Source organism: Cohnella herbarum, assembly GCF_012849095.1.
GTDB classification, from domain to species: Bacteria; Bacillota; Bacilli; order Paenibacillales; family Paenibacillaceae; genus Cohnella; species Cohnella herbarum.
Genome location: NZ_CP051680.1, coordinates 462,733 through 478,786 on the forward strand (window position 1 = coordinate 462,733; position 16,054 = coordinate 478,786).

15 protein-coding genes are annotated in these 16,054 nt (G+C 50.4%); 12 read left to right on the forward strand and 3 right to left on the reverse strand.

What is annotated here, in order from left to right; all coding sequences use genetic code 11:
- Positions 1–19: 19 nt before the first annotated feature.
- Complete coding sequence (locus tag HH215_RS01795) at positions 20–592, reverse strand: xanthine phosphoribosyltransferase (RefSeq protein ID WP_169278344.1); 573 nt, start codon at positions 590–592, stop codon at positions 20–22.
- 166 nt (positions 593–758) lie between these two features.
- Here HH215_RS01795 and HH215_RS01800 point away from each other — a divergent pair, with 166 nt between their 5' ends.
- The 11 genes from HH215_RS01800 (at position 759) to HH215_RS01850 (ending at position 14,013) form a co-directional block, all read left to right on the forward strand.
- Complete coding sequence (locus HH215_RS01800) at positions 759–2,633, forward strand: sensor histidine kinase (RefSeq protein ID WP_169278345.1); 1,875 nt, start codon at positions 759–761, stop codon at positions 2,631–2,633.
- A gap of 1 nt (position 2,634) precedes the next feature.
- Positions 2,635–4,137 (forward strand): response regulator transcription factor, encoded by a 1,503-nt coding sequence (locus HH215_RS01805; protein WP_169278346.1) that lies wholly within the window; start codon positions 2,635–2,637, stop codon positions 4,135–4,137.
- Between the two features lie 138 nt (positions 4,138–4,275).
- The gene (locus HH215_RS01810) at positions 4,276–5,151 is read left to right on the forward strand and encodes a carbohydrate ABC transporter permease (protein WP_169278347.1); all 876 of its coding nucleotides are present in this window, start codon (positions 4,276–4,278) and stop codon (positions 5,149–5,151) included.
- A 2-nt stretch (positions 5,152–5,153) separates the two neighbouring features.
- The gene (locus HH215_RS01815; protein ID WP_169284174.1) at positions 5,154–5,981 is read left to right on the forward strand and encodes a carbohydrate ABC transporter permease; all 828 of its coding nucleotides are present in this window, start codon (positions 5,154–5,156) and stop codon (positions 5,979–5,981) included.
- Positions 5,982–6,124: 143 nt separating this feature from the next.
- Positions 6,125–7,183, forward strand: a complete 1,059-nt coding sequence (locus HH215_RS01820; protein WP_169278348.1) for a LacI family DNA-binding transcriptional regulator — start codon at positions 6,125–6,127, stop codon at positions 7,181–7,183.
- Positions 7,184–7,376: 193 nt separating this feature from the next.
- Positions 7,377–7,610, forward strand: a complete 234-nt coding sequence (locus HH215_RS01825; RefSeq protein WP_169278349.1) for a hypothetical protein — start codon at positions 7,377–7,379, stop codon at positions 7,608–7,610.
- 437 nt (positions 7,611–8,047) lie between these two features.
- Positions 8,048–8,989, forward strand: a complete 942-nt coding sequence (locus HH215_RS01830; RefSeq protein ID WP_169278350.1) for a glycoside hydrolase family 113 — start codon at positions 8,048–8,050, stop codon at positions 8,987–8,989.
- Between the two features lie 24 nt (positions 8,990–9,013).
- Positions 9,014–10,240 (forward strand): AGE family epimerase/isomerase, encoded by a 1,227-nt coding sequence (locus HH215_RS01835; protein WP_169278351.1) that lies wholly within the window; start codon positions 9,014–9,016, stop codon positions 10,238–10,240.
- The gene (locus HH215_RS01840) at positions 10,237–11,439 is read left to right on the forward strand and encodes a glycoside hydrolase family 130 protein (protein ID WP_169278352.1); all 1,203 of its coding nucleotides are present in this window, start codon (positions 10,237–10,239) and stop codon (positions 11,437–11,439) included. Before HH215_RS01835 ends, HH215_RS01840 begins: the two co-directional genes overlap by 4 nt.
- A gap of 246 nt (positions 11,440–11,685) precedes the next feature.
- Complete coding sequence (locus HH215_RS01845) at positions 11,686–13,029, forward strand: ABC transporter substrate-binding protein (protein WP_169278353.1); 1,344 nt, start codon at positions 11,686–11,688, stop codon at positions 13,027–13,029.
- A gap of 156 nt (positions 13,030–13,185) precedes the next feature.
- Complete coding sequence (locus HH215_RS01850; RefSeq protein ID WP_169278354.1) at positions 13,186–14,013, forward strand: divergent polysaccharide deacetylase family protein; 828 nt, start codon at positions 13,186–13,188, stop codon at positions 14,011–14,013.
- Here HH215_RS01850 and HH215_RS01855 read toward each other — a convergent pair.
- Entirely contained in the window at positions 13,992–14,663 is a 672-nt protein-coding gene (locus HH215_RS01855) for an N-acetylmuramoyl-L-alanine amidase family protein (protein ID WP_254450337.1), read from the reverse strand. The genes HH215_RS01850 and HH215_RS01855 overlap by 22 nt on opposite strands.
- A 157-nt stretch (positions 14,664–14,820) precedes the next feature.
- Here HH215_RS01855 and HH215_RS01860 point away from each other — a divergent pair, with 157 nt between their 5' ends.
- On the forward strand, positions 14,821–15,063 hold the full coding sequence (locus tag HH215_RS01860) for a YqzE family protein (protein ID WP_169278355.1): 243 nt from the start codon (positions 14,821–14,823) through the stop codon (positions 15,061–15,063).
- On the opposite strand, the gene HH215_RS01865 is transcribed toward HH215_RS01860, so the two are convergent.
- The gene (locus tag HH215_RS01865) at positions 15,054–15,965 is read right to left on the reverse strand and encodes a hypothetical protein (RefSeq protein WP_169278356.1); all 912 of its coding nucleotides are present in this window, start codon (positions 15,963–15,965) and stop codon (positions 15,054–15,056) included. The genes HH215_RS01860 and HH215_RS01865 overlap by 10 nt on opposite strands.
- Positions 15,966–16,054 lie beyond the last annotated feature (89 nt).

Here is a 16,054-nt window from a genome sequence, read left to right on the forward strand (position 1 = left end):
GCGGAACGGCCGCTTTTGCTTAATCAGCGAATACGACTGAGCCGCTTTCCAACGATGCAATGCGCGCTAACGATTCGACCCGATAGCCATGTTCGCGCAGCTTGCCGCTGCCGTTCTGGAATGCCTTCTCGATGACGATTCCGATTCCGGCTACCGTCGCGCCCGCTTGTTCAACGATTCTGGCCATCGCTAATGCCGCCTCTCCGTTAGCTAAGAAGTCGTCTATGAGCAGCACTCGATCGCCCTGCGACAGCAATTTCCTCGAAACGGATACTTCGCTTTCTTCCTTCTTCGTAAACGAATAGACCTTCTCCGTATATAAGTCGTCCTGCAACGTTAGCGATTTTCTTTTACGAGCGAATATGACCGGAACGTCAAGATCGAGCCCCGTCATAACAGCCGGAGCGATTCCGGACGATTCTATCGTTACGATCTTCGTAATACCGGATTCCGAGAACAGGCTTGCGAACGTTCGGCCGATCTCCCGCATGAGTCGGGGGTCGACTTGGTGATTCAGGAACGAATCAACTTTCAGTACCTGATCGCTAAGTACGAGTCCTTCTTCTATGATTTTATTCTTCAGTAGCTCCATGATGATCGTCCCCCTCTTTCTAACATTTTAACATGCGTGATCAAGTTAGTGGATAATCATATTTGTTAGCATAAAATTATGATAAACTGATACCGACAAACGGAAAGGTGACTCTCCTAGAGGCGAGATCGCCTTTTGTTGCCTATAGATGAAGGAGCGTCGGGGGATGAACGGATTTTGGCGCGGGGTAAAGAAGAGACTGACTTGGCCGGCGGACAGAATGGAAGGGAAGCTGTTCGTCGTCTTTTTGTTTTTGATTATTTTGCCCATAGGTGTGCTTAGTTATATTTCCGCCCAACGTTACACGGACTCCATCGAACGCAATACGGTCACCTATGTTTCCCAAGTATCGGATCTTATGATCAGTAAATTGGATGACTACATGGAAGATATGAAAAAAATCTCGATCATTCCTTCGTACTTAGCGGAGATTAAATCCGGTTTGAAGGAATCTAACCGCTATTATGAAAGCCTTCCCATGAAGTCTAAGGATATCGGCACGGATTTGAACGCCGGAAGGACGGCGCTTTCGGACGAACAACTCCAGTTGCTCAGGCGCGTGGAAGGCAGTATTTATTTTCTGAACAACATTAAGAACGGCGCCAACACGGTCTATCTGTTCGATCGTTACGGACATTCTTACTTCGTGACGAAGAGCGGCGGCGTGCGTCCGGACTTGAAATCGGTGTACCCGGAATGGAGGAAGCTCGCCTACGATGCCCACGGCTATCCCGTCCTGGTCAGCACGCAAGAGGTAAGCGGGAATACGACGGGTAGCCGTTACGTCTTCACGATCGTTCGGGAGATCATCGATACGACTTACGAATCTCTGGGACTGATCGCCGTAGACGCCAATATCATCGTGATCGAGAACATCGTCAAGGATCTGGACAAAGCGACGCACGGAACGACGTTGATCGTCGATCATACGGGGCGGGTCGTCTACGACAGCGAGAAGAAATATTTAGGGCAGAACATGAATCCAGGCGACATGCTCCAAGCATCGGGGGAAGAAGGCAGCTTCCATACGACAATAGACGGCAAGCACGTTCTGACGATCTATGAGCAATCGCGGAATACGGGTTGGAAAATCTTCATTACGATCCCGGAAAAAGAATTGATGGGGGACGCGCTTAGAATTCGAGGGTTCACGTTAGTATCGGCGGTATTGATTATCGGCTTCGCCTTGTTGATCTCGCTTATTTTCACGTTTACGTTAACGAAACCGCTGCGGTCTCTCGTACGCATGATGAAGGTCGTCCAAACGGGTAACCTCGACGTTACGTTCCCTGTAAGAAGAAGAGACGAGATCGGGTTAGTCGGCAGCGCCTTCAACCGGATGATCGTACGCGTCAAGAGCTTGGTAGAGGACGTGTATATGGCCGGTCAACGCAAGAAGGAAGCGGAGCTCGAAGCGTTACAGAACCAGATCAACCCGCACTTCATCTATAACACCTTGGAATCGATTCGCATGACCGCCGTCATTAACGATGACGTCGAAGTGAGCGACATGACGCAGCTGCTCGGGAAACTGCTTCGATACGGAATGGGGACCGGAACGGAGAAGGTACCTCTTAGAATGGAGCTTGAGCATCTGAACATGTACATGCAACTGCTTAATTATCGATATGGCAATCGGTTCGTGCTGGAGATCGTTAACGTAACCGATCCCGATTTGCCCGTCATGAAGCTTCTTTTTCAACCGATCGTGGAGAACGCGCTCTATCATGGCATGGATGAGTCCAAGCCCGCCATGATCATTCGGTTAGTTCATGAGCAGGCGGGGACGGATCATCTGTTTACGATTACGGACGACGGGGTCGGAATGTCGGAGGCCGATCTGACTCGTCTGCGAAGAAGGTTAAACGAACCTAAGACAGCGCATGAGAACAACGGTCGAGGCATCGGATTGCGCAACGTGCACGAGAGATTAAAGCTGTTGTTCGGCGAAAACTATGGAATAAGCATCGAAAGCGCGGTAGGAGCGGGGACGTCGGTTACGGTTCGGCTGCCCCGCGCGATGACGAAAGGGGATCAGTGACATGGTTAACATAGTCGTCGTAGACGATGAAGAAAGAATCCGTAAAGGGCTGGCCAAGCTGATCACTCAAGCGGGCAGAGAATTTCATGTGACCGGCATCTTCGCGGGGGCTCAGGAATTGTTGGCGGGAATCGATGCGATATCGGTAGATCTCGTCATTACGGATATCAAGATGCCGGTCATGAACGGATTAGAGCTTATAGAGAAGTTGCAGGCCCGATATCCCGGATTGAAACTCGCGATTATTAGCGGGTTCGACGATTTTATCTTTGCCCGGCAAGCGCTTCGCTTCGGAGTCCAAGATTATTTACTGAAGCCCGTCGACAAAGCAGAGCTTGCGAAAATGCTCTATCAAGTGAGAGATAAGCTGGAACAGGAATATGCGATGATCAAAGAAAATCAGGATGAGCGGCTGAAGCTATTGCTGTTCAATGATGCGGAATCGTTGCCCAAGCATATAAGGCTGGAAGCTTGCCGTCAATTGGAGCAATGGCCGTTGTTTCAAGACGCTTATGCCGTGTTCGTGCTGCGCGGAAACCCGCGAATGTCGCACGAGCAGATGAGCTCGGTAACCGCGGCATGGTTACCGAAATCGGTTCTGCTGGAATGGGACGAGCGAATGATCCTGATTGTAGGAATACATAACTCCGAGCATGCGGATCGGGTGAGAGAGCTAGGTCAGACGCTGCTGCACCGATTGCCCGTTAACCAAGAAGCGCGTATAGGCGGCAGCGATGTGTTTCGCGGTACGACTTGGCTGCGCGAAGCGTTCCGCCAAGGCGATCAAGCGATGCAACAAGCTTGGTACGATGCGGGCAAGCGGGCATTCTCCGATTACGCTAGAAAATCGCGGAAGCCACATTCCATCAAGCATTTGCTTGTTTTGTTGGATAGCGAATTCCAAGAAGAGATGGCTTTATCCGATTATGTTAAAGCTCAGGAAGCCGTTCAACGGTGGTTTCGGCAATGTATAGCGCTTATGCCGGGTTGGAATGAACTGCGCGAAGGCTGCGAGACGGTGTTGGCGCTAATCGGTAGGTATATGCCGGAGCAAAGGAACGAACAGGAGGAAAGGAGCGTTTCCTGCGAACCGGGGCATTACGGAAACAAGGAAATATTCTCGTCCTATTTCCTCGGGGAAGTGGACAAGCTGTTCGTTCTGTTGCGTCAGTCCCGGCAGGAGAATCGGGTAGTCGAAACCGTAAAGCAGTATATTCATCAGCATTTCTCGGAGGAGCTGGAACTGAACAAACTCGCGGAGGAAGTGTACTTGACTCCTAGTTATTTAAGCAAGCTGTTCAAGACCGAGACCGGGGAGACGATTACCGATTTCTTGATCTCGGTGCGGATCGATCGCGCGAAAGACTGGCTTAGGGAGAAGAACGCGTTGAAAACGTACGAGGTCGGAGAGAGGGTCGGATACGCGGATCCGGCTTATTTCAACAAAGTGTTCAAGAAGGTTGTCGGATGTACCCCGAAAGAATTCAAGGATCGTGTTAGGTGAATATTATCTAAATTGAAGACAATTAAAACAAACACAACACCTTAAATTAAATAACAAAACCCGCTATAATCATACTGAAAGCGTTTGCTTAATGGACGTTCGATTAAATAGACGAATCAGGATTAGGGGGATTTAAGGATGAACATCAGCTATAAAACGCAGAAATACATCATCCTGTTCGGGTTTCTTACCATTCCCGTCGCGTTGTTGTGCGCGTTCTCGTTGTATCCGGCGGCGGCTTTGTTTTACTTCAGCCTAACGGATTGGGACGGGTTAGGTTACGATCAGACCTGGATCGGATTCGCGAACTACAAGGAAATTCTTATGAGACCGGAAATCTTCGGCGCGTTCAAGAACAATTTGTACTATTTCGGCGGCGGAGTTCTGCAAACCGCGATCGCGCTTTATTTCGCGATCGTCCTTAACGGACGGCTGCGCGGGAAGTACGTCTTTAGGGTTCTGCTTTTCCTGCCGTACGTTCTGCATAGCGTCGCGACCGTAATTATGTTTAAGAATCTATACCATGCCGAATACGGCTCTCTTAACGTGTTCTTGGGTGCGATCGGGCTGGAGTCCTGGCAGCAGCTGTGGCTGGGAAACCCCCACCTCGTGAATTTTTCCTTGGCGTTCATTTCGATGTGGAAGTATTTCGGGCTCAGCATGGTTATCTTTCTCGGCGCTTTGCAGTCGATTCCTAAGGATTTGTACGAGGCTTCGACGATCGACGGCGCGTCCAGTTGGCAATCGTTCCGGTTCATTACGTTGCCTAGCCTGCGCAGAGTCATCGAGCTGATGCTGATTCTCACCTTGACCGGAGCGCTTGAGGCGTTCGATATTCCGTTTATTATGATGCTCGGGGCTAACGGTACTTCTACCTTCGTCATACAGACGGTCGATATGGCATTCAAATTCGAGAATTTCGGATTGGCGTCCGCGATGGCCGTCGTGCTGCTCTTCATCGTACTATTCTTTATTTTCATCCAGAGAAAAGTGCTGTTCAGGGGGGATCATTGACGATGGTAAAAACTCCGGGTTACGTCCAAGCCTTCAAATACTTTACTTTACTCGTTGCCGTCATCATCGTATTTTTCCCGATTTATTCGGTCTTCGTCGGCGCTTTCAAAACAAAGGTCGAATTCTATCAATCCGGGCTGAGCCTCCCGCATGACTTCTTTAACTTCGAAAATTTTCAACGGGTCTTCAAAGTCGGCAAGCTCGGGCTCGGTTTTCAGAATATATTCGTCATCTTGGCCGTATCGCTAACGGGGAATGTCATTATCGGAACGATGGTGGCTTACGCGCTCGGTCGCTTCGACTTCGCTTTGAAGAAGCCCATTATGGCTTTGTATCTGATCGCTCAGGTGATCCCGCTAGTCACGACGCAAGTGGCTACGTTTAGCGTCATTAAGGCGCTTGGCGTGTATAACACGATCAAAGCTCCGATGTTGCTGTATTTAGGCGCCGACGTGCTGCAGATCGTGATTTACTTGCAATTCGTCGCGAGCATTCCGAAGGATCTCGACGAGAACGCGATGGTAGAGGGAGCGTCGTTATTCAAAATCTATCGCTCGATTATTTTCCCGTTGCTCGCTCCCGCCACCGCTACCTTAATCATCCTGAAGACAATTTCGATCTACAACGACTTTTACACGCCGTACTTATACATGCCGTCGCAGAAGCTCAAAGTCGTCTCAACGGCCATTTACAGCTTCGTCGGTCCGAATGCGGCGCAGCTTAACGTGATTTCCGCTGGCATTCTCATTATTTTTATCCCGACCGTGCTGATCTTCTTGTTCCTCCAACGTTACATTTTCGCCGGGGTTACGAATGGAGCCGTCAAATAAGCTGGATCGGTTCGTTCGGCGACGAAGAGTACCTCTTACGGAGAGTACCGCTGCCGAAAAGTACCGCTAACGAAACGGGTATGTTATGATAACAAAAGAATTTGTTATTATCGTCGATTCGAATGGGCGGAGTGAAAGAGATCATGTCGAAAAAAGTAACGATGCAACAGATAGCCGACCACGTGAACGTATCCAAGTTCGCCGTGTCCAAAGCGCTCTCGGGCAAATCCGGGGTCAGTCCGGATACCCGGGAGAAGATCATTCAGGCGGCAACGCAGCTCGGTTATTTCTCTCAGAAACGCAATAAGCCTATCGTTAGCCGCAATATCCCGAACAAACCTCCCTCGTCCGAACGGAATACGATTATCGTACTCATTCCGAACGTTCGGGAGCAGAACCGGCAGTCGAGCTTCTGGGGACGGATCATCGACGGGATCACGACGGGTCTGGAGGAAAATCATCTGGGCATGATGATCGTAACCGAACATGTCACCGATAATTTCTCGAGGCTGATTAACCCGGAGGCGGTATTGGGTTTAATCGGCGTGGGGCTCATCTCCAACCAATTGCTGCTCGAAGTTCGCAACTTAGGAATTCCTTTCGTACTCGTTGACCATGAGGATTCGCTTATTCCCTCGGACGTTCTGTTCATGAACAACTATGAGTGCGTCCGGAGAGCTACGAATTATTTGCTTGGCAACGGGCATCGCAAGCTGCAATTCGTCGGCAATATCCGTTATTCGCGCAGCTTCTACGATCGTTGGCTCGGTTTCCGTTCGATGTTGGAGGAACAGAACGTGGAGCATGCGCAGAACAAGGAACTGCTACAGTTTGAGGGGGTTAACCGCTCGGAGATGACGGAGCAGATCGAGCGAATTTTACGTGAAGATCAGGGAAGAGGCGAGCTACCGACGGCTTTGGTATGCGCGAACGATTCCATAGCGATCTGCGTCATGACCGTACTTATGCGTATGGGGATCGATGTCCCGGGACAAGTGTCGGTGACGGGATTCGATAACATCGAGGATGCCGGATTGTCTTCGCCGACTTTAAGCACGGTGCACGTCAACAAGGAAGCGCTGGGTCAGCGATCGGTCGAAACGTTGCTCTGGAGAATCGCCCACCCGGACGGCCCGAAGGAGAAGATTCTGCTCGCGGGAGAAATCGTCCTCCGCGAATCAACTGCAGCCGCCCCGAACTGAGGCTGAAGGGTCGGAAGGTTGGCGTGGGGACAGGTTGCAGGTGGACGGGCAGATTTTAGGCTATCTGGCGGGCGGGTGAACCGATGGAATCCGCGGCTTGAATTATGGTGAAGTGGTGGCGGATGAAAGTAAAGATATCGACTTCGTATCGGCACGTTGAGATTTAATCGAGTATGACAATGGAGGGATAGAAATGATCCCCAAAAAAATGGATGAACAAGCAGCGAGTGAAATAAAGTCCATCCTTCAAAAACTCAATATTAATAATTCGCGTGTATTGATTGACCTTGAGATGCAGACAGTGGAAGTTCAAGAAGACGATTACTCCATTGATGATCTTTTGGAGGCAGCCGGTTCGTTAACACCAGAGCGAGGGAAAGAACTTCTTGAAGAGGTTAACAAGTCACGTGAGGACTGGGATTTATGAGTAAAGGGTATCTACTGGATACTAATATTGCGATTGCCATTCTTATTAATGAAAGTACCCCGGATGCTCTCATTATTGCGACAGTGGTGTTCCATGAGTTTACATTAGTATCTAGAGATTCTGACATGAGCTTCGTTCAGAACGAACTGGAAATTCCACTTATAAATATTGAGTCAATTTAAATGAAATCGTCTCTTCTACTTTTTGTTGGAGACGGTTTTTTTATATTTACCTAAGCCCCTAAGATGTGTAGGGATGCGATCAAATCTTGTTATTTTCATGAAATATTTTAACTCATGAAAATAGCTAACAATCGAGCAGAAAACGATTGACAAAACGACCTGCGATGATAAAATTTGTTTGAGTATTGTTATCTATTAATAAAAACAAATAGCTAACAAAATTATTTGTTAGCTATAAGTCGGGAGCGGGACTGCATGAGTCAATGGGCTGAAACGGTGAACGGAATGACCTGGGGCTGGACCGGCGTACGCGGGACTTGGATGGGACCAATTGCGGAAGACTCCATGCTCCGGATGAGCGCCATGGGAGTCAATTGGGTAGCGATCGCTTTATCCGCGGAGCAAGCGACAGCCCAATCGACGACGATTCCTTATCGCGAAGCGCCAACCGTTACGGATGAGGAAACGCGATGGGCGATCCGCAATGCGAAGTCGTTAGGCATGAAGGTTTGTTTGAAACCGGTCGTGAATTGCGCGGATGGAACTTGGCGCGCTCATATTAGTTTTTTCCGGCAGAAAGTACCAGGAGAGCCTAGCTGGAGCGAATGGTTCGCGTCATACGGGGAGTTCATCGTCCATTATGCGAAGATCGCCGAACAAGAAGGCTGCGAAATGTTCTGCGTTGGCTGCGAGATGGTGCAGTCCGACTCGAGAGAAGCCGAATGGAGAGACTTGATCGCGAAGGTCAGAGCGGTATACAGCGGATGGATTACTTACAATTGCGATAAGTACCAAGAGGATCATGTGACGTGGTGGGATGCGGTCGATATCATCTCGTCCAGCGGTTACTACCCGATCGACCAATGGGAGTCTCAGCTCGACCGGATCGAGAATGCGTTATCCAAATGGAACAAGCCGTTTTTCTTCATGGAAACGGGCTGCCCGAGCAGGGAAGGATCAAGCCTTAAGCCTAACGATTGGTCATTGCCGGGAGGACCTTCCGAGGAAGAACAAGAAGCGTATTATTCGGCGATGTTCGAGGCTTGTTCTCGTCGGGAGTGGATGAGGGGATACATGCTCTGGGATTGGCCGGCTAAGCTGTATTCGCGGGAAGAAGCATCAAGCAACGATGATTACTGCATGTTCGGCAAAAAAGCGGAGACCATCGTGCGCAACTATTATACGTCCAAGAAATAAGGGTTTTCGGAGGTGGCAGCGCGAATGAACGATCAACTGACGTTAGAAAGATGGCGCGCCGAATTGGAAAAGGAACTGAAGTCGAACATCCTCGGCTTCTGGATGAAGCATACGATTGACGAGCGCAACGGCGGGTTCGTCGGAGAAATCGGCAGCGACATGAGCATCAAGCCGGATGCGGACAAAGGTTTGGTGCTCAACGCCCGCATCCTGTGGACGTTCGCGACGGCATACCGGGTTTACCAGGACGAAGCCTATCGAACCATCGCCGACAGAGCCTATGAGGAACTCGGCCAACGATTCCGAGATCGGAAGCACGGAGGCCTCTACTGGATAGTGGACGCCTTCGGCCATCCGGTTCAGGACAAGAAACAAGTGTACGGCCAAGCTTTCGTCATCTATGCGTTATCCGAATATTTTCGCGCAACGGGATCGGAAGAAGCTCTCTCATGGGCTAAGGAGCTGTATCGGCTGATCGAGAAGCATGCTTGGGACAGCGTTCATCGCGGATATATCGAAGCGTTAGCCGGAGATTGGACGGAGACGAACGATCTTAGCTTAAGCGGCAAAGACTTGAATGAACGTAAATCCATGAACACTCATCTGCACGTTCTGGAAGCTTATACGAATCTATACAGAGCGTGGAAGCCGGAAGGCTTGCGAATGAAGCTTGCGGAATTGATCGACATTCATCTCGAACTTATCGTGGATTCGAATAATAACCATTTCAAGCTGTTTTTCGACGATGAGTGGAATTCGAAGACGGAGCAAGTTTCCTATGGCCACGATATCGAAGGCAGTTGGTTGCTGTGCGAAGCCGCGGAAGTATTAGGCGATGATGCGCGGATCCGCAAAGTAAACGAGGCTGCTTATGCTATGGCCGAAGCGACGCTAGCGGAAGGTACGGACAGCGACGGCGGCATCTATAACGAAGCGGACGGGAAGGGACATATCGACGATTCGAAGGATTGGTGGCCGCAAGCCGAAGCGATGGTCGGATTCTTGAACGCGTATCAATTGTCCGGGAATGAAGCGATGCTTAGAGCCGCTATGAAAAGTTGGAGTTTTACGAAAACGTTCATCATCGATGACGAGAACGGCGAATGGCATTGGCAAGTTTCTCGCGACGGGGTGCCGAATCGTTCTTATGCGAAGGTCGATCGGTGGAAATGTCCTTATCATAATAGCAGAGCTTGTTTCGAAGGCTTGGAAAGATTGGCGCATCTCATTCAACGGAGGAATCATTCATGAGCGATTTCATGTCGAAACTTAAAGCTTTGAAAAGCGAGCACGACAAGCTGATTAAACGGCCCAATCGTCCGGCGGCGAACAATAACGGCGTGTATGAACGTTACGAGTTTCCGGTTCTGACGAAGGAACATGCGCCGATCCATTGGCGTTACGATCTCAATCCGAAGACGAACCCTTTCCTGCTGGAGAGAATCGGAGTCAACGCGACGTTTAATCCGGGGGCGATCGAGCTTAACGGCAAATACTATCTCATGGTCAGAGCGGAAGGGGTGGACCGCAAGTCGTTCTTCGCCGTCGCGGAAAGCGACAGTCCGGTAGACGGCTTTAAGTTCTGGGATTACCCGGTGCTGCTGCCGGAAACCGAAAACCCGGACACCAACGTGTACGACATGCGGCTCGTCAAACATGCGGACGGTTGGATCTACGGCTTGTTCTGTACGGAACGCAAGGATCCGTTGGTACCGCTTAGCGATACTTCCAGCGCGGTTGCGCAAGGGGGAATCGTTCGCACGAAAGATCTCGTGCATTGGGAACGGTTGCCCGATCTGCAAACGCCTTCCCCGCAACAACGTAACGTCGTGCTTCATCCGGAGTTCGTCAACGGCAAGTATGCGTTCTATACCCGCCCGCAGGACGGATTCATCGACGCCGGTTCCGGAGGAGGGATCGGCTGGGGCTTGTCGGAAAGCATGAATCCGGCAATCGTCGATAAGGAAGTCATCGTGGACGAGCGTCAATACCATACGATTAAAGAAGTCAAGAACGGCCAAGGCCCGGCTCCGATCAAGACGTCGGAAGGCTGGCTCCACGTCGCTCACGGCGTTCGCAATACGGCTGCTGGCTTGCGTTACGTGCTGTACATATTCATGACGGCGCTGGATGAGCCGAACAAAGTTATTCATGCGCCGGGGGGACATCTGATCGCGCCGGAAGGGATCGAACGTGTCGGAGACGTATCTAACGTCGTCTTCTGCAACGGCTTGATCGCCAAGGACAACGGAGAAGTCTATATCTATTACGCCTCCTCGGACACCCGAATTCATGTCGCCGCCACGACGGTCGATAAGCTCGTGGATGCCTGCCTGAATACGCCGGAAGATTTGCTTCGTTCTCGCGCGAGCTTGGAGCAACGCACGAAGCTGATTTTCAGCAATCTCGAGCTTATGAAGCAGCCGGAGTATGCATTTCTGAACGATTAATTCCTTAATACTTATCGTGTATAATGATGGGGCCGACTCTGTTGCGCAATAACGGAGGCGGCCTCGTTTGTTATCGTTTGTAACCTAAAATTATTTATTTGTTATCATAATCAGGAACAATAAAAACAAATATAAGGCATTTTCATAGCGAACAAAAACTCTATAATGAAGGATGTAAGCGATATCAAAGTTCCTTTACAAGGAACGGAAATCGCCAAAAATCAAGCTATGGGGGAATCACTAAAGATGAAAAAATCACTGCTTCTCGCAATGACTATGATTTTGACAACCGTATTGCTCGCTGCTTGCGGCGGCGGTAATAACAACGAAAGCTCATCTTCGTCCGCGTCCTCTTCACCTTCTGCGAGCGTAAGCGAAACTGCCAGTGCAAGCGCAAGCGAGAGCCCGAGCGAAGAACCGGCAGCCGAGCTTGGCGGTAAAATCAAGTTTTTGTCCCATCGCACGGATTTGATCGACGACGGCACATTCGATAAATACGCCGAGGCTTTCAAAGCGAAATTTCCGAACGCCGAAGTGGAGTTCGAAGGGATCACGAACTATGCTAACGATATTAAAGTCCGTCTAACGACCGGCGAAGCCGGCGATGTCAACATGATCGATTCCAGCTTGCCGAATACCGAGCTAGCGAACTACTACGAACCGCTTCCGGAATCCTTGTTCGAAGATGTGTATTTTGCGGATATGCGCTTGCATGAAGGACAACGCTATGGGCTTTCCACAGGCGTGAATACTCAAGGCATCGTCTACAATAAGCAAGCGTTCGCCAAAGCCGGAGTAGATAAAGTACCGACGACTCTGGATGAATTCTATGCGGCTTGCGAGAAGCTGAAAGCAGCGGGAATCATTCCGTTGTACATGAACTACGGCGCGCAATGGCCGATCGGCAACTGGGCGGAAGGCTCCATTAAATACGTTGCCGGAGACATGAAATGGACGGATCAATTCGTGACTTCCGATGCTCCTTGGCAAGTGGATAACGCTTGGGGCATTCTCATGAATATTGCCCGTACACTCGTTCAAAAAGGATACGTAGAGAAAGACTTGGCAACGAACAACTGGGAAATGTCCAAGGGAGAAGTCGCATCTGGCAAGGCGGCAATGTACTTCCTTGGTAACTGGGTCATCCCTCAATTGATCGGCGCCGGCGCTAAATCCGAAGATATCGGTTTCTTCCCATTACCGTATGACAACAGCGGAAAATACAACGCTCCGCTCGGTTCAGATTATATGATCGGAGTGAGCAAGAACAGCGAGAATAAGGAGCTTGCTAAAGCTTGGGTTGAATTCTTCGTTAAAGAATCCGGCTTTATTGATTCCCAAGGTTTCATGCCGGTGTACAAATCGCAAAAGCCTAACGTTCCGCAATTGGCCGAATTCCAATCGTTCAACCCTACGTTCCTCGAAGACGTCGCAGGCGATCCGAAATTCAACGAAATCGCGAACAAAGCGGAAATCGATCTGTTCGTCGGCAAAACGACGCAAGACCTGATCGTTGCCAAAGATTTGCAAAAAGCTTACGACGGTCTAAACGAAAGATGGAAAAAAGCAAGAGCGGCGCTCGGCTACTAAGCACTGAATCTAATCGGTTTATCCGTAAAACCTCCCGACCGTCGTCGGGAGGTTTTACGATTATAAGCAAACAAATAAAATTTACCAGAATTGCTCATAATAATGAAGATCAGGATTCGTAGACCAAACCCCTATGGTGATGGAGGACAACAACCTATGAGCAATACAACTCGCATAATCCCGTGGAAAATCGCACTGATCCTGTGCGTCGGACTGCTGTTCGGAGGACTGACGGCTCAAGCGGGCAATCCGAATGCCGCTTCGGCGGACAAGCCGGTGAAACGGCAAATCGCGGTCGTCATCGACGATTTCGGTAACGGAATGAAAGGGACGGAGCAGATGCTCGATCTTCCCATCCGATTAACCGTCGCCGTCATGCCGTTCCTGCGGACGACGAAGCAGGATGCGGAAGCCGCCCATCGCAAGGGGCACGACGTCATCGTACACCTGCCAATGGAGCCCGTCAGAGGGTTGCGCAGTTGGCTGGGACCGGGATCGATAACAACGGATTTGCCGGACGAGGAAATCCGTAAACGCGTCGAGGCGGCGATTGCGGACGTGCCGCATGCGATCGGAATGAATAATCATATGGGCTCCAAGGCGACGGCGGACAGTCGGGTCATGAGAGTCGTGCTTCAAGTGTGCAAAGAGAAAGGTTTATTTTTCTTGGACAGCCGCACGTCATACAAAACCGTCGTTCCGAAAGTCGCCAAGGAGGTTGATTTGGTCACCCTGCACAACGACGTGTTCCTAGACGATGTATATACCCAGAACCATGTCTTACGGCAAATCGCCGAGGTGAAGAAGTTTTTGACGAAAAATGAACGCTGTATCGTCATAGGCCATGTCGGCGCGCCGGGTCTCTACACTTCGAGCGTTCTGAGGAACGCCATTCCGGATTTGAAGACCAGAGCGACGTTCGTCCCGCTAACGCAATTACTGCCGATGCCCGAAGCGTTCGATCAAGGGCTGAAGCTCAAATAACCGATAATTCCGTTCGCGATCGCCGCGGCTAACCGATTCTGTCCGGGAACCGAGGTGAGCATCGCCCGGTCGCCCGGATCGTTAAGGAAAGCGGTCTCTACGATCACGCTGGGAACCTGAACGCGGTTTAACAAATAAAATTTGTTGGCTACTTGCGGTAAACGGTGCCTATTTTGCTGTTGATTCAAGCTATTCTGAATAAAGCTTGCCAGTATCGCGCTCCGTCCTTCGGCTTGGTGAATGACGAGAGGACCTCTTTTGCTCCTCTTGGACCAATTGACATGGATACTCACGAACACTGTAGCCCCGATCTCGTCGGATAGCCCTCTTCGTTGTGAGAGATCGCGACGGTGCCTAGAGCGGGTAACATGCCAACGGTTATCGTCGCTAAGCGCGTAATCGCCGGTTCGGTTCAAGATGACCTTGAAGCCGTGGCTGCGGAGCAGTAAATACAGTTTGCGGGAAACGGCGAGGTTGATATCCTTCTCGAGAACGTCGTTCCAGTGGGTGCCGCTGTCGATTCCGCCATGTCCGGCATCGATAATGACGTCGGCGGTCGGCAACGCGCGTTTCACGTGGGGCGGTTCCCCTCCGCCTTTCCAGCCGGTTAGCAGCAAGAGTGCCGCAAGGAATAATAGGAATCGGGACAATTCGGATTCTCCTCCGTTTATTTATTTTATCTTATCGTGGCTCAAATCCTTGAACCTCATGCAGGCATCGGGAAGGAATTGACTAATTCGAATCGTCGTGGGGGAGGATTGCCGATCAGGCAAAACGGGCATGCTATACCCAAGGGAGGGATGCAGGATGGATGGATCGGAATACTTGAAGTACATGACGGAGAAGGTCGTTAAATATATCGAGACGCCTTCCGAGGCGGAACAAACCGACGATGCGATGCCGGGCAGAAAAATAAGCAAGGAACCGTGGTTAACGAGATGGTTCGGAGTGGCTCCGATGGGGATTATGATGTGGTGGGGAAGCAGAGCCGATAAGAAAAATAAAGCGCACCCCGAGGTACGCTCCGCGAATCCGACTTCTTATCGATAGAAGAGACCTTTATTGCTTAGCATGGCGTCCAGGGGAATAAACCGGGTTCCTTGCATGTCGATTGCCACATCCATACGGCCGTTCGACCAACGCTGATATCCGACGACGGGCACGGCGTACAGCATAGCGTCGCCGAACGGTTCCGTTACATATCGCAGATGCTGCTTATTGTTTAAGCGTTTCTGCAGCTTGCCAGCGTCTTTCACGGGAAAGGGCGCTTCTTTGGTGAGCCAGGTTAATTTCTCGTAGGCATCGAACGATTCGTTCACGCGAAGGGAAACGGGCCGTTGACCGTCTTTGTCTTTGGCACCCGAGTATTCGGTTTTGTTTTCTGGAAACAACCGATGCCATGTCTCCGCGTCTAGCGGAAGCTGTTCCCCTGTTTTCGCATCCAACCAGAACGTTTCTGGACCGATCGTAATTTCCCAAGCGGCGGCGAAGGGATGAGCGTAATGCTTGAGAGCGGTTATCGCTTGATCTTCGCCGGTAATCAGTCCGCTGTCGATCAACGATTGCTTCATCAGCTGCTGGGAGAAGAGCGAGTAAGGACCGGTGCCGTATTCGCCAAGTTGGAACGAACCATCCGTTACCGCATGAACGACCATATATCCGATATCTTTGCCCTCTTTCGTAAACAGCACGAGCCAACTGTGCGTTCCGGGGCCAAGCGCTTCGATCTGCGGGTCGGCGGATTGCCAATCTTTGAAAGGTTTCTGCTCCGCTAACCGTTCGACCCAAGCTTTAACTTGTTGTTCAAGCTTGGAAGGAAGCTGCGAAGCTTGGGATAGCGCCACAGACGAAGTCGAAGCTAAGGCCGGCATTGAGCCGATGAACAAGATGAGCAGCATCGCGATGAGTGGGAGCGCATACGCTCTAAGCCGATATAGACGACGAGAAAACAAGGGAGCATCACCTGCTATTTAATGGAGTGGATACGGAATGCTATTTTGGCGGAAAACCTGAATTTTTGAACACATAATGTAATTGTAAA